The sequence below is a fragment of the Actinoplanes sp. NPDC049598 genome (assembly GCF_040675435.1).
Taxonomy (GTDB): domain Bacteria; phylum Actinomycetota; class Actinomycetes; order Mycobacteriales; family Micromonosporaceae; genus Actinoplanes.
This window is the reverse complement of sequence record NZ_JBFAOX010000040.1, coordinates 62,428-74,758: the sequence shown is the minus strand read 5'-3', so window position 1 is coordinate 74,758 and position 12,331 is coordinate 62,428. Positions and strand designations below refer to the sequence as shown.

At 72.0% G+C, this 12,331-nt stretch carries 12 protein-coding genes; 2 read left to right on the top strand and 10 right to left on the bottom strand.

Going from position 1 to position 12,331, the window contains the following annotated elements; genetic code table 11:
• Nucleotides 1–678: 678 nt before the first annotated feature.
• Complete coding sequence (locus tag AB0J66_RS46650; protein WP_364675047.1) at nucleotides 679–2,358, top strand: substrate-binding domain-containing protein; 1,680 nt, start codon at nucleotides 679–681, stop codon at nucleotides 2,356–2,358.
• Between the two features lie 327 nt (nucleotides 2,359–2,685).
• On the opposite strand, the gene AB0J66_RS46645 is transcribed toward AB0J66_RS46650, so the two are convergent.
• From AB0J66_RS46645 to metF, 7 genes are all read right to left on the bottom strand, one after another.
• Nucleotides 2,686–4,170, bottom strand: a complete 1,485-nt coding sequence (locus AB0J66_RS46645) for an MFS transporter (protein WP_364675044.1) — start codon at nucleotides 4,168–4,170, stop codon at nucleotides 2,686–2,688.
• A 59-nt stretch (nucleotides 4,171–4,229) separates the two neighbouring features.
• Nucleotides 4,230–4,709 carry a hypothetical protein gene (locus AB0J66_RS46640; RefSeq protein ID WP_364675041.1) on the bottom strand — a complete coding sequence of 160 codons (480 nt, stop codon included), beginning with the start codon at nucleotides 4,707–4,709 and terminating at the stop codon, nucleotides 4,230–4,232.
• Nucleotides 4,710–5,086: 377 nt separating this feature from the next.
• Nucleotides 5,087–6,508 carry an MFS transporter gene (locus tag AB0J66_RS46635; RefSeq protein WP_364675038.1) on the bottom strand — a complete coding sequence of 474 codons (1,422 nt, stop codon included), beginning with the start codon at nucleotides 6,506–6,508 and terminating at the stop codon, nucleotides 5,087–5,089.
• A 39-nt stretch (nucleotides 6,509–6,547) separates the two neighbouring features.
• A complete protein-coding gene (locus AB0J66_RS46630; protein ID WP_364675035.1) occupies nucleotides 6,548–7,036 on the bottom strand; it encodes a GNAT family N-acetyltransferase in 489 nt (162 codons plus the stop codon).
• Between the two features lie 152 nt (nucleotides 7,037–7,188).
• Nucleotides 7,189–7,656: a MarR family transcriptional regulator gene (locus AB0J66_RS46625; RefSeq protein WP_364675033.1), complete on the bottom strand. Its 468-nt coding sequence runs from the start codon at nucleotides 7,654–7,656 to the stop codon at nucleotides 7,189–7,191.
• Nucleotides 7,657–8,007: 351 nt separating this feature from the next.
• Nucleotides 8,008–8,727 carry a CDP-alcohol phosphatidyltransferase family protein gene (locus AB0J66_RS46620; RefSeq protein ID WP_364675031.1) on the bottom strand — a complete coding sequence of 240 codons (720 nt, stop codon included), beginning with the start codon at nucleotides 8,725–8,727 and terminating at the stop codon, nucleotides 8,008–8,010.
• Nucleotides 8,728–9,651: a methylenetetrahydrofolate reductase [NAD(P)H] gene (gene metF / locus AB0J66_RS46615; protein WP_364675028.1), complete on the bottom strand. Its 924-nt coding sequence runs from the start codon at nucleotides 9,649–9,651 to the stop codon at nucleotides 8,728–8,730.
• 50 nt (nucleotides 9,652–9,701) lie between these two features.
• Here metF and AB0J66_RS46610 point away from each other — a divergent pair, with 50 nt between their 5' ends.
• Complete coding sequence (locus AB0J66_RS46610; RefSeq protein ID WP_364675027.1) at nucleotides 9,702–10,766, top strand: polyprenyl synthetase family protein; 1,065 nt, start codon at nucleotides 9,702–9,704, stop codon at nucleotides 10,764–10,766.
• Nucleotides 10,767–11,236: 470 nt separating this feature from the next.
• Here the strand turns inward: AB0J66_RS46610 and AB0J66_RS46605 are convergent, their stop codons facing one another.
• The 3 genes from AB0J66_RS46605 to AB0J66_RS46595 all read right to left on the bottom strand — a co-directional run bounded on the left by AB0J66_RS46605 (nucleotide 11,237) and on the right by AB0J66_RS46595 (nucleotide 12,276).
• Nucleotides 11,237–11,587 carry an Rv2175c family DNA-binding protein gene (locus AB0J66_RS46605; protein WP_364675025.1) on the bottom strand — a complete coding sequence of 117 codons (351 nt, stop codon included), beginning with the start codon at nucleotides 11,585–11,587 and terminating at the stop codon, nucleotides 11,237–11,239.
• 281 nt (nucleotides 11,588–11,868) lie between these two features.
• Nucleotides 11,869–12,069 carry a hypothetical protein gene (locus AB0J66_RS46600; RefSeq protein WP_364675023.1) on the bottom strand — a complete coding sequence of 67 codons (201 nt, stop codon included), beginning with the start codon at nucleotides 12,067–12,069 and terminating at the stop codon, nucleotides 11,869–11,871.
• Between the two features lie 60 nt (nucleotides 12,070–12,129).
• Complete coding sequence (locus AB0J66_RS46595) at nucleotides 12,130–12,276, bottom strand: hypothetical protein (RefSeq protein WP_364675021.1); 147 nt, start codon at nucleotides 12,274–12,276, stop codon at nucleotides 12,130–12,132.
• Nucleotides 12,277–12,331 lie beyond the last annotated feature (55 nt).

Below are 12,331 nucleotides of genomic sequence, written 5' to 3'. Positions count from 1 at the left end.
GCTGAATGCCTTCGCCATCACCTTCGGTGACCGCTGGCCGGCCGCCGAAACCTACTAACCGAAGAGCCGGAAACACCGATCTTGGTAAAGACCCGGCGGTGACGAGGCGTGGTCGAGTGGGCTGCACGGGCTGCGGTGTTGCTCTTGCGGGCGGGGGATTGATCTCTGGGGGCCGCGAGCCCGTATATCGCGAGGGGGAACGGTGGAACGCTGCCGACTGGCGGTGGAGTGCCGTCCGGGTGGAGGGCGCCGCCGTCGGGCATGGATCGAGGTAAATGGGGGGAAGCGCGGGGGCGATATCGTGCACGCATCACTTTACATTTACGGAGAGTGATGAATTGATCATTGGGGGCACGCTCCGCTTTCGGTCCGATGAGGGACTTGGTGCAGATGTCGAAGCGTCGGGCTTCGATGTCGATCACGTTATGGCTGAGCGGCCCGTGAGGCCCCTGGCCTGGGTGCGGGCGGCGATTGGATCATGGCGAGGGCGACGGGGCCGCAGGGTACGCGGTGGGTGCGGTCCGTACTGTCGGGAACCTGCCAATCTGGGGCCGGGCGTTGTCAACGATGAATATGTGACTACTATTCGCTCTCGTCCGAGGAATCGGTAACAGTTGTTGACCTTGAGATGGAGAGGTGGGTGCGATGTCGGATATAGCGCGGCGTAATCAGCCGCCCATGGATGAGCCGAACTCGCACCGGTCCCCCGAGGTCGGCGGCGTCGGCCGTTTCCTGCTCGCCGCGGCGATCGTCCTGATGCTCGTCGCCGTCGCCGGCGCAACCACCTGGTGGATGTACAGCCGCGAGCCGGCCGACCCGACGGCCCAGCCCGCCCCGGCCGCCTCCGCCTCCCAGTGCCCGGACGCCGACCTGCTGGTGGCCGCCGCGCCGGAGATCGCCCCGGTGATCCAGGCCGCCGCGCGCACCTTCAACGAGGACCCGTCCGACAAGTGCGGGCCGATCGAGGTCATCCCCGAGGAGCCGTCGGTCACGGCCTCGGCCTCGGTCAAGTACGACGTGTGGATTCCTTCCAGCAGCGCCTGGGTCGCCCTGGCCGGCACGCGCGGCGCCGCGTACAAGGTGGAGGGTGAGCCCATCGCCCGTACGCCCGTGGTCCTCGCCGCACCCGACACCCTCGCCGCCCAGATCGGCCAGGGCGGGCAGACGGCCTGGGCCAAAGTGACCGCGGCTGCCGCCAGCGGACAGCTCTCGGCAGTGAGCATGCCGGACCCGCAGACGAACACGGTCGGCATGCTGTCGGTGTACGCGATCAACAAGGCCATGGCCCGGACGACGCCCGACGCGGGCATCGCCCAGCTGCGCGCCCTGACCCTGCGCAGCCGGCTCACGGACGCCGCGGCCGACCCGGCGAAGCTGCTCACACGGATCGGCGAGGAGTGGAACGTCAGCAGCGTCACCTCGAGCATCGGGGTCTTCCCGACGACCGAGCAGCAGCTCAAGGCGTACCAGGCCGGTAAGCACACCGTCGGGCTCAAGGGCGCGGCCCCGATCGACGGGCTGGTCGAGGCCGACTACCCGTTCGCCATCGCGCACAACAACCGCGACGCCGACCTGACCGAACGGCTGCGCGCCGCGATCACCAAGCAGGCGCTGACCAAGGCCGGGTTCCGCACCACCTCGGCGCCGAACGCGATGCCGCTGATCGCCAAGCCGCAGGAGCTGCTCGCCTCGGGCGCGATGTGGGCCGGCTACAAGTCGCTGACCACCCAGGTGCTCCTGCTGATCGACGCCTCCGGCTCGATGAACCAGAAGATCACCGCGCCGGGCGGGCGGAGCACCACCCGGGCCGCGCTGCTGCGGCAGTCGGGCGGGATCGCGGCCGAACTGTTCGCCGAGGACACCAGCGTCGGCATGTGGTACTTCGGCCAGCCGACACCGTCCAGCCCGGCCCACATCGAATCGGTCCCGTTCGGGCCGATCACGGACGACGTCAAGGGCAAGTCCCGGCGCGAGGCGCTGGGGGCGGCGATGGCGGGCTACCGGGCGTCCGACAATTCGGGCACGCCGCTTTACCAGACGGTCCTCGACGGGGTCGCCGAGATGCAGCCCAAGGTCCGGCAGGGCGCGGTCACGCTGGTCGTCGTGCTGACCGACGGGGTGGACGGCGAGTCGACGTTCAAGATGTCGCAGCCCCAGTTCATGCAGAAGCTCACCGCCGCCCAGGACCCGAACCGCCCGGTACCGGTCCTGGCCGTCGGCTACGGCCCGGACGTGGACATGAAGGCCCTGAACGACATGTCGGCCGCCACGGGCGGCAAAGCGTTCGCCGCGACGAACCCGGCCGACCTCTCCTCGGCGATAGCGAAGGCTTTCTTGGCGGCTCACGCGCCCCGCTGACCCGCGGCCTTGCTTGGTCCCCGCCGCGCAGGTCCCCGGCCCCGCTCGTTCCCGGACGGGCTGGTCCCCGGCCCCGCTCGTTCCCGGACGGGCTCGCTCGCGGGCGGACTGGACCCCGGACGCGCAGGTCCCGGCCCGGCTCGCTCGGACGGACTGGACCCCGGGGGCGCAGGCCCCGGCCCGACCCAGAACGGGCTGGACCCGGGGCGCGCGGGTTCCCGTCCGGCTCATCCCCAGTAGAGGCTGGTCCCCAAGCGCGCAGGTCTCGGCCGGGCTGGTTCGCGGCCGGTGATCTGCATTTGGGCGTTCGCTGATTACGAGGTTCGATCATCGGGTGAGCTCGGCTGGGTGACGGCGGTGGGCGAGGACCGCGGTGACGGTGGTGACGGCGGCGGCGATCCACAGCGGGAGGACGCTGCCGAGGTGGATCAGGGCTGAGCCGAGCGGGACGCCGAGGGCGACCGGGCCGAACATGACCGTGTTGGCGGTCGCGCCGACGCGGCCCAGCAGGTGGTCGGGGGTACGGGTCTGCACCGCGGTGATGCCGGCGATCAGCGCCCAGGGTAGGCCGATACCGGCCAGGACGCTGCCGGCGATCATCGTGGGCCACCACGGCAGCGAGGACGACAGGCACCCGACGGCGAAGACGACGGCCCCGAGCGCGGCCACGGTCACGGGGTTGGTGCGAGCCAGAATCCGCCCGACGACCAAACCGCTCATGATCGAACCGGCCCCCTGAGCGGTGGCCAGGAAGCCGAGGTGGGTGGAGGGCCGGCCGAGGTCGTGGACAAGATGCGCCAAAACGGCGGCGTTGCACAACCCGGACACCCCGATGGCGATGCCGGCCACCACCACGGGCGTCCGCACGGCCTGGATGCCGAACAAGGCCCGAAGCCCGTCCCTCAGACCACCACCTCTCCGCGCGGTCGACGGCTCAGCGGGCTCGGTGAACAGCCCCGTCGGTGAGGAGGCCCCGGGCGCGGGATCCGGCGAGAAGGGCTCGGAGCTGAGGTGGGTGACTGAGTGAGCCTCAGGCAACACCGGCTCGGGGCTGAGGTGGATGGTCGAGGAAGAACCGGGCCCGACTGGATCGGGACCAGGGTGGGCGGCCGAAGGGACATCGGGCGGGAAGGGCTGAGGGCTGAGGTCGGCGGCGGGATGGGCAGCCGGCGCGAAGGACTCGGGGCCGAGATGGAGGCTCGGAGGGGTTTCGAGGCTGAGGTCCGTTGAGGGCGTGGCGGCGGTGGTGGGGGCGGCCGTGGGGTGGCTGAGGCGGAGGGCGGCGTAGCAAGCGGCGCTCAGCAAGGGCATGGCGGCGCTCAGGAGGATGACCGGGTAGGCGCCCTGCCAGGCGTAGAGGGCGGCGCCGGCCAGGGGGGCCACCAGCTTCATGCCCTCCTGGGCGCTGGAACGCCAGCCGTTGACGTCGCCGAGGCGGGATTTCGGGAGGGCCGACGGGAGGATGGCGGTCTCCCCCGCGTCGCTCACCACGTAGCTGACGCCGCGGGCCAGCAGGACGGTGAAGATCAGCCAGACGCCGGCGGCGGAGTGAACCGTGAGCAGGGTCAGCAGGATCGCGCCCAGGGCCAGGTCGGTGCCGATGAGCAGGGGGCGGCGCGGGAGGCGGTCGACCAGGGCGCCGAGCCACGGGCCGGCGAAGGTCGGAACGTACAGGCAGATGGCGGTCAGGGCGGCCACGCCGACGGAGCCGGTCAGGTCGAGCACCCAGAGACCTGCCGCGAGAGTCATCGCGGTGCTGCCGAAGCCCGACAGCACCGAGATCAGGATGAGCAGGAACGCGTTACGGCGCATGGGGACCCCCGAGATTGAGCTGGCCGGACTCACATCCTCGGGAGTTGAGTGTCAATGTGTCAAGGCTGGGGCTGGGCGGCCTCCAGAGCTCTGCGGAGCCGGTCGATCGCGGCGCGGGTCGGCCCCGGCATCGAGCCGGCCGCTTCGGAAAGGTCGTCGATTGCGGCCGCCACCAGGGCGAACAGGGCGCCGCCAGGAGCGTCGACGGCGGTGGCGAGGGTGTCACGGACCAGGGCGGCCCGGACGAAGCGGCGATCCCACCGCCGGTCGGCTCCGACACGGCGGTGCAGCTCGGCGGCCGCCTGACGCAGCTGGGCGACCCGATCGCCGAATTCCTCGGGCCCATCAGGCCGGGCCGCAGCCGCCGCCAGCCGAAGTCTTCGCTGCTCAGCGGCCTGCCGACTACTCAACCCGAGCGCGGCGGCAATGTCCGACCAGGTTGCGCCGGCCCGCCGGGCCTGGTCGATCAGCGCCAGCTCCTCGGCGTCGAGTCGTGCTCGAGCTTCCGGAATTTTCCGCAGCTCTTTAAGCCCTTCCATGCCAACACTCTACCCTAATGTCAATCACCTGTTGACAAACGGGAGGGATTTCAGCCGACGGGGTGGAGCCGGCGCACCGCCAGGCGGCTCGCTAGCCAGGTGGCCGAGCGGCTGGCGACCCAATGGCTTGGCAGCCCGAGTTGCAGGCGGTCTGGGGCCGAGAGACGGCGGTCTGGGAAAAGAGCGGTAGCCGGGGCCACGGGCCTGGGCCGAGAGCCGGCGGTCTGGGAAGGCAGCGGTAGCCGGGGCCACGGGCCTGGGCCGGGGCCGCGGAACGGGCCAGGAGCCGCGCCGGGCCAGGAGCCGGGCCGGGGGTGGGGATGCGGGCCGGGCCGGGGGTCGGGAGCGCCGGCGGGACCTCGGGAGGATGCTTCGGGCTAAGCCGAGGCGACGGCTGGGCCAGGTGCCGGGGACGGCTGGGGTGAGCGACGCAGCAGCACCGCCGCCAGCGCCAGGGCGGCCAGCACGAAGCCGGCCGCCACCAGGAAGGCCGAGGTGTAGCCGATGTGTAGGGCGGCCGGATGCAACGAGCCCTCGGCGTGCGCGGCGGCCACGGCGGCCAGCACTGACAAGCCGAGGGCGCCGCCCGCCTGCTGGGCCGTGTTGCTGAAGCCGGAGACCATGCCGGTTTCCGACGGGGCCGCGCCGGCCATGGCCAGCATGATGATCGATGGGATGGTCACGCCGACGCCCAGGCCCATGACGATCAGGGGTGGCAGCATGTCGATGACGTACGACGGCTGCTCCGGAAGCCTGGCGAGCAGCAGCAGGCCGACCAGCATGGTGGCCAAGCCACTGATCAAAACCGGACGCGGGCCGAAGCGGCCGGTCAGCCGGGCCGCTACGAACAGCGACACCAGCCCGATCACGACGGGCGTCGGCAGGAAGGCCAGGCCGGTGCCGAGCGCGTCGTAGCCCATGACCTGCTGCATGAAGAGCGCATTGATGAACTGGAAGCCCATGCCGGTCGCGAAGATCAGCACCACCACCGCGTTCGAGCGGAGCAGCCAGCTTCGCCCCAGCAGGCGCAGTGGGATCAGCGGCCGGCGGGCAAGGCGCTGCCGGACCAGGAAAGCGCCGATGAGAAGCAGGGCCGCGGCGCCGGTCAGGCCGGCCGGGGTGAGGGCTTCGGGCGAGCCGGTACGCGTGATTGCGTACACCCCAAGCGAAAGCCCTCCGGTGATCAGCAGAGCCCCCGGGACGTCGAGGCCGGCGCCGAGGCCGAGGCCGGGCTCGCGGGGAAGGACCTTGCGGCCGAAGAGCCAGACGGCGACCCCGATCGGCGCGTTGATCAGGAAGATGACCGGCCAGCCGAGCGCGTCGGTCAGCACGCCGCCGACCACGAACCCGAAGGCCGCCCCGCCGGCCTGGGTGAAGCTGTAGATCCCCATGGCCCGGGCCTGCCCGCGCGGCTCCGGGAAGAGCCGGACGATCATGCCGAGCACGACGGCCGCCGCGAACGCCCCGCCCGCGCCCTGCAGGAAGCGGCCCGCGATGAGCAGCCCGGCGCTGGTCGCGAGGCCGCAGAGCAGGCTCGCGGCCACGAAGACCCCGAGCCCGGCGAGGAAGACCCGCCAGGCGCCGACCAGATCACCGAGACGACCCGCCAGCAAGAGCAAACCCGCAAAGGCCAGGAGGTACGCGTTGACGACCCAAGCGACCCCGGCCGGCGAGAAGCCGAGCTCGCGCTGAATGTCGGGCAGAGCAACAGCCACGATCGTGCTGTCCAAAACGATCATCAACGACATCGCGCACAGCACCGCCAGAGCGGCCGCGCGCCGAGGCACGGAAGGACTCATGGCCCGACCGTAACAGATAATCTAGTTCCGGACTATCTGCTAGCCACCTTCCTGGCGCGGCAGGTGGAACCAGTAGTTGACCGTCGGGCCCTGAGCAGCAGGCCCGGCGCCCATCTCTTCGTAGAGCCGGCGTGCCGCGGTGTTGGCCTCGCCCGTCGTCAGGAACATCCGGCTGGCGCCGGAACGCGTCCCGGCGTCCATGAAGGACCGCAGCAGGGACCGCCCGATGCCCCGGCGGCGGTGCTGGTCGGCGACCTCGAGGTTGTGCAGGTAGAGCATGGGGGCGCCATCCGGCCGCGGTAGCAGGTAGCCCCAGCACCAGCCCTGAATGTCGCGGCCCTCCGCCGCCACGAACGCGATGGTTCCGGGCGATGCCACGAAGGTCGCAGCGGCTGCGATCGCCTCGGGTTCCGCAACGAACGCGGCAGCGGGATCCGGCCGCTCATCCACGCCGAAGATGGCCGCTTCCAGCGGCGGACCGGTCACGTCGAAGGCAGACACTTGTGCAGTCGGCTCGGCGACGCCCATGTGGGCCGCAAGCTCATCGGAGGCGGCGGCGCCCGTAGGCGACGGCTGCGCAGGAAGGGCGGCCGAGGCCGGAGTGGGGCGGGCGAAGCGGTGGGCGGCTGCCGCGAAGAGTCCGCTGCCGGCCGGGGAGATGCGGACGATCACGAGCTCGGTCAGCGGCCGCGGGCGCGGCGGACGGGCTGAGGGCCAGAGTCGCGCGGGGAGCCGGCGAGCTGACTGAGGGCCTGGACGAAGGCGGCGCGGACCGCCGCGGGCAGGCCGTCGAGGGCCTCGCTGTGGACGCGGTCGACGATCTCCTGGCCTTCGGCGGCGGCGAGGCGGCCCTTCTCGGTGACCGCGATGATGCGGGCGCGGCGGTCGGTGGCCGAAGGCCGGCGCTCGGCCAGGCCGCGCTTCTCGAGGTCGTCGACCGTGCTGACCATCGTGGTCTTGTCGAGGTCGGCCAGGGCGGCCAGCTGGATCTGGGTGCGCTCCTCCTCGAGGGCGTGGACGAGCACGCACTGCATCCGCGGAGTCAGATCGATTTCGGACAAGGCGGCGGCGAGCCGGTTGGAGAGCGCGTGGCCGGCGACGTTCAGCAGGCCGGTGATGTCGCGCTCGGTGCGTTCGGGGGCGGCCATCATCGCAGCATAGCCCGGATCATCCGGAACGGGATGATCCGGGGCCGGGACGGTTGGCGGGCCTGCCCCCGTGTCGGCCCGCCGGCCGTCCCGGCGGCTCCGATGTGGACAACCGTACGAGTGACCACGCTCACCGGACAACCGAATAACGAATCGGAACGCAGCTCAACCATCAGCCATCCCGAACCGATCAACGCAAATCGGACAACGAAGCCATCGGACAGTCACCACGCCGCCGAGTCACGGGGCACTAGCGCGCGGGGCGGGCGCGGGGCCTGGCTCACCGTGAGCCAGCCGGACGTGAAAGCCACGTCAACGCAAGCGCCCTTAGGCGCCTGGGAAGCGGGTGCCCTAGTCAGCGAGGGAGCGCCTGATGGCCACGGTCAGTTGGGTGGCGGCGGTGAGGGCCAACAGGAGCCAGAGGGTGGTGGCTGCGGTGATCAAGAAGGGTAGGGCGGCGGCGGACAAGAGGCCGAAGATGGTCAGGAGGACGCGGGTGGGGCGTTCGGCGACTGTCACTACGCCGATCTCGGACATGCCGGCGGCTGTGGCCCGGGCTCGGGCGTACTCGTGGAGCCAGCTTGTTGCGCCGGCCAGGGTGACCAGCCAGCCGGGGGCGCCGGCCAGCCAGAAGGCGGTCAGCCAGGCCAGTTCGCCCAGGCGGTCGGCTACCGAGTCGTAGACGTAGCCGAGGCGGGTGGTGCGGCCGCTGATCACCGCTACCGCGCCGTCGAGGCTGTCGGCCAGGGCGGCCACCAGGGCCAGGGCGGCCGCCAGGAGGAGGCCGACGCGGGCGAGGACGCCGGGCGAGTCACTGAGGCGGGCGCCGCTGAAGCTGAGGCCGGGGCCGCCGAGGGAGTCGGCGCGGCCCAGCAACACCGCAACAGGGACCAGGAGGCACAGCACCAGGCCCGCCGTGGTCACGGCCATCGGGCCGATGCGGTGGCGGGTCAGCCAGGAACCGGCGCGGTAGGCGATGCGAACCCAGCCCCGGACCAGCGGGGACGCTTGTCGCGGGTCGAAGCCGCCGTGCAGCCGGGACCACGCGACGGCGTACTGCTCCCAGAGCACTCAGGCAGCCGAGGAAGCGGGTGACGGGGCCAGCAACTGCCACACCTCGCGGGTCGCGGTCGACCTGTTCAGGGTGATGAAGTGGATGCCGGGCACACCCTCGGCCAGCAGCCGCGCGCACATCTCCGCGCACAGTTCGACCCCGAGTTCCCGTACGGCCGCCTCGTCCTCCGCTACCTGCTCGAAGCGGGCGAGCAGAGCGGGCGGGAACGGCGCCCCGGACAGCTGGGACGACCGCTCGATGGTGGCCATCCGGGTCACCGGCATGACGCCGGGGACGATCGGGGTGTCGCAGCCGACGGCGGCCACCCGGTCGCGCAGCCGCAGGTAGTCGTCCGCGTCGAAGAACATCTGGGTGATGGCGAAGTCGGCCCCGGCGCGGCATTTGCGAATGAAGTGCTCCGTGTCGGATTCGACGTCGGCCGAGCGGGGATGCTTGTACGGGAACGCGGCCACCCCGACGCTGAAGTCGCCCGACTCCTTGAGCAGGCGGACCAGGTCTTCCGCGTACAGCACGCCCTCGGGGTGACGGACCCACTCCCCCATCGGGTCGCCGGGCGGGTCGCCCCGGACGGCCAGGACGTTGCGGATGCCCGCGCCGGCGAGGCGGCCGATCACGTTGCGCAGCTCGGCCACCGAGTGGTTGACCGCGGTGAGGTGGGCCATGGGCAGCAGCGTGGTCTCGGTCGCCACCCGCTCGGTCACCGCGACCGTCGTGTCCCGGGTGGTGCCGCCCGCCCCGTACGTGATCGAGACGAAGTCGGGGCGCAGCGGCTCGAGCTCGCGGATGGCGCGCCACAGCAGGCGCTCGCCCTCGGCCGTTTTGGGCGGGAAGAACTCGAACGAGAAAGTCGGCGCGGCGCCGCGGATCAGATCGCCGATCGCCGGGGACGCGGGCAGGCGCGAAGGCAGTCCGGAAGCCACCCCCCGACTCTACCGTCAGCAGCTCATCGGACTTGGACTAGCGTCGTGGCGTGCTTGCCACCGATGCCTCCGACCTGCGCGCCCGTGTCGACAAGGCGCTCGCCGCGTTCCTGGCCGCGCAGCGTGACCGCCTCACCACGATCGACCCCGCGCTGGCCGACGTGGCCGCCGCGCTCGAGGACTTCGTGCTCGGCGGCGGGAAAAGGTTGCGGCCCGCGTTCGCCTACTGGGGGTACCGCGGGGCCGGCGGGGCCGACTCCGACCAGGTCGTGGTGGCCGTCTCGGCACTCGAGCTGGTGCAGGCCAGCGCCCTGATCCACGACGATCTGATGGACCGCTCGGACACCCGCCGGGGCGAGCCGTCCGTGCACCGCCGCTTCGAGCGCCTGCACACCTCGGCCGGCTGGCGGGGCGGCTCGGCCGCGTTCGGCGACAGCGCCGCCGTGCTCCTCGGCGACCTGTCCCTGGTCTGGTCGGACGAGCTGCTGCAGACCTCCGGGGCCGGCATCGCCGAGATCACCCGGGCCCGCCCGATCTTCGACGAGATGCGCACCGAGGTCACCGTCGGGCAGTACCTGGACGTGCTCACCCAGGCCACCGCGGACACGTCGGTCGAGCGCGCCGGCAAGGTGGCCCGCTTCAAGTCGGCCAAGTACACCGTCGAGCGCCCCCTGCTGCTGGGGGCCGCCCTGGCCGGCGCCGACCCGGAGGTCTTCGCCGCCTACTCCGCGTTCGGCCTGCCGCTGGGCGAGGCGTTCCAGTTCCGCGACGACATCCTCGGCGTCTTCGGCGACCCCGCCCAGACCGGCAAGCCGGCCGGCGACGACCTCCGCGAGGGCAAACGGACCTACCTGGTGGCCGCCGCCTTCGCCGCCCTCGACCAGCCCGCCCGCGACGAGCTCGACGCCAACCTCGGCAACCAGGGCCTCGACGACGCGGGCGTCCAGCGGCTGCGCACCCTCATCCGCGACTCGGGCGCGCTGGCCGCCACCGAACAGCGCATCGCCGAGCTGATGGCCGCCTCCCTGGCCGCCCTCGACACCGCCCCCATCGACCCCGAGGCCCGCACCGTCCTCCACCGCCTGGCCGACGCCGCCACCCGCCGCACCGTCTGACTCCGCCACCCGCCACGCTGCCTAACTTCAAGGGCCCGAGGAAGTACGGATCCTCGACTTACCGCCAAACCCTGACCGAGCCCGCTTCGGCGCGGGGCCGGCGTGGGTGGCGGGTCACCCTCCGGCGCGCCCGTCACGCCCTTTGCCAGGCCACCGCCGAACCAGCCACATCAGCGACGGGCCGGCTCCGTGCGGGGGCGGTTTCCTGGGGCGGCGGCCCAGCTTCGCGAGGCGGGCCGGCTCCGCGAGGCGGACCAGCTTCGTAGGGCGGTCTGGCCCGTAGGGCCGGCCGGCTGGGTGCTGCGGGCCGGTCTCGCAGGTCTGGGGATGGCGGGCCGGAGTGGGGTGAGGTCGGGACGGCACGGGGCTGGGCGGGCACGCCGGAGAGGGAGCCGCCGCTCAGGCCGGCCCCGCGCAGGAGCGGGGCGGCGAGGATCGGCTGGTTCCCTCGGATCCGTACCTCTGCGGTCTTAGAAGCCCAGGGCCTGCGCCCGCCGCTTGACTTCACGCGCGCGGTGACCACCGAGGCCCTTGGCGGCGTTGCCGTCGATGGTGTCGTCCGGTTCGTAGAGCCACCGGAGGGCCTCTTCGTCGTTATACCCGGCGTCGCGGAGCAAGGTCAGGACGCCGGGGAGGTGCTTGAGCACGGTGGCGTTGGCAACGAGATCGGCGGGGACCACGCGGACGTTGTCGCGGCGGACGGCGAGCAGGTGGCCGTCGCGGATCATCTGGTGCACCTTGCTGATCGACACGTCGAGCTTCGCGGACACGTCCGGCAGGTTGATCCACTCGGCCGGTCCGGCGGTTACGGAATCGCTCACACCTACAGCGTGCCAGAAGAGCGGAGAGACAACCCCATGAGCCTGCTGCGCAGGACCCGTACGGAGATCGCCGGGGCGTGGCGTTCGCTGCGCTACGACATGGGCCGGGTGCCGGCCGAACCGCCGGCGGGCGGCCCCGACGTGACCTCGACGGGGATGAGCACGTTCGGGATGGTGCCGCCGGCCGGGGCCACGCCGCATCCGGGGCCGCACCGGCGGCCGAGGCGGGCGCTGGCGGTGACCGCTTTCGGGACGCTGACCGTGGTGGGGGCGGCCGGGGCCTATCTCGCCGTGGTGAACGGGCTGGGGTCGCTGATGTCGGAGACGCCGGCGGCGGCGGAGACGTTCCCGGCGCGGCCGGTGGCGACGGCGGCCGCGCGGCTGGGTGAGGGGCCCGGGGCAGCGCCGGCTTCCGCTCCGCCGACCAGAGTGGCCACCGCTGTGCCGCCCGTTGTGGCCGCCGGCGCCGCCGCCCCGGTCACGGCCGTCGCTCCTCCGCAGCAGCAGGCGGCACCGCTTCGCGCAGATCCGACAAGTCCGATTCAGACGAAGAAGCCGACGAAGACCGAGTGCCACTGCGCACAACCCCCGGTGCCCACGCCGACCGCACCCACGTCGTCGCCCTCCCCCACGCCGTCGCCGTCGGCGTCGAGCAGCGCGAGCCCTTCACCGAGCGAGACGAGCGCCACACCCAGCGAATCGGTGGAACCCAGTCAAAGCTGGCAGGGCCGCCGCCACCGGCGG